The 914-nt window shown below is 70.4% G+C and carries 2 pseudogenes; one reads left to right on the top strand and one right to left on the bottom strand.

The features are described 5' to 3' along the window. Positions 1 to 307, bottom strand: a pseudogene (locus ACBJ32_RS59360) (hypothetical protein); the annotation flags it as partial. A 288-nt stretch (positions 308 to 595) separates the two neighbouring features. Between ACBJ32_RS59360 and ACBJ32_RS59355 the strand changes: the two are divergent. After that, positions 596 to 914 (top strand): annotated as a pseudogene (locus ACBJ32_RS59355) (hypothetical protein); the annotation flags it as partial.

Here is a 914-nt window from a genome sequence, read left to right as displayed (position 1 = left end):
CGTTGAGCTTGGCGATCTCCTCGTTCCTGAGCCGGATGCGCAGGACGGGATCGAGGTATCCGCTGTTGCCGGGCCCGCCGGGCAGGATGACGGTGGCGCCGAGCCGCCGTTTCGGGTCGGTGGCGGCCAGGCGGGTCACCGCGATGTCGATCTTCTGCCCGTCGGGGCGGTCATGGTCCAGCGGGACACTGACCGTGCCGCATCGCAGCCGCTTCATCTGAGCGCGGAACGCCGGCAACTGCTCCTCGGTCACGCCCATGGCCCGGACCACCTCGTCGGTGTGGGCGGGGCAGGGCTTCCACTCCACCCTCGGAGCCGGCCGCTCAACGGCGGCCGACGCAGGGGCGGGCTGCGCCGCCGGCACCGCCGTTCCCGCAAGAGTCAGGCACGCGAGGGCAGTCAGCCGGCGTACGGATGCCGCGAAAAATGTCATGGCAGCCATCGCTACAGCAGCGCTTGTTTCCTCACGGTTTCCCCCGCCTCGCCGATCGAGGGCGGAAACAGGCAGGAAACCCCGCCTGGTCTAGGCATGAGCCCGAACGTCGCGGCCGGCGTCCCCGCTGGACCGCGATACTGCGATGGAAGGACTTATCTCGTGAATCGTGCGACAGTCGCCGGGCTCGCCGGGCTGGCCTGCGCCATGCTGACGCTGAGCGCTTTGCCCGCCGCGGCGGCCCCCGTGGCGAGCCAGACCCGGTTGGGCGACGTGCAGAAGGCGCTGGACACCCTGGCCCAGTCCCCTGAGGTGGTGGGCGCCATCGGCGAGGTCTACGTCGACGGCAAGCGCGTCGACAGGGGCTCGGCCGGCACCCGCCTGCTGAACGGCAGGGGCGGCAAGATCCCGAACGGTGCCCGCTTCCGGGTCGGCTCCCAGACCAAGCAGATGACGGGTGTCGTGGTGCTGCAACTGGTCA

Source organism: Nonomuraea sp. GTA35, from assembly GCF_041950525.1.
Classification (GTDB): Bacteria; Actinomycetota; Actinomycetes; order Streptosporangiales; family Streptosporangiaceae; genus Nonomuraea.
This window is presented reverse-complemented; position numbering and strand designations above follow the sequence as displayed.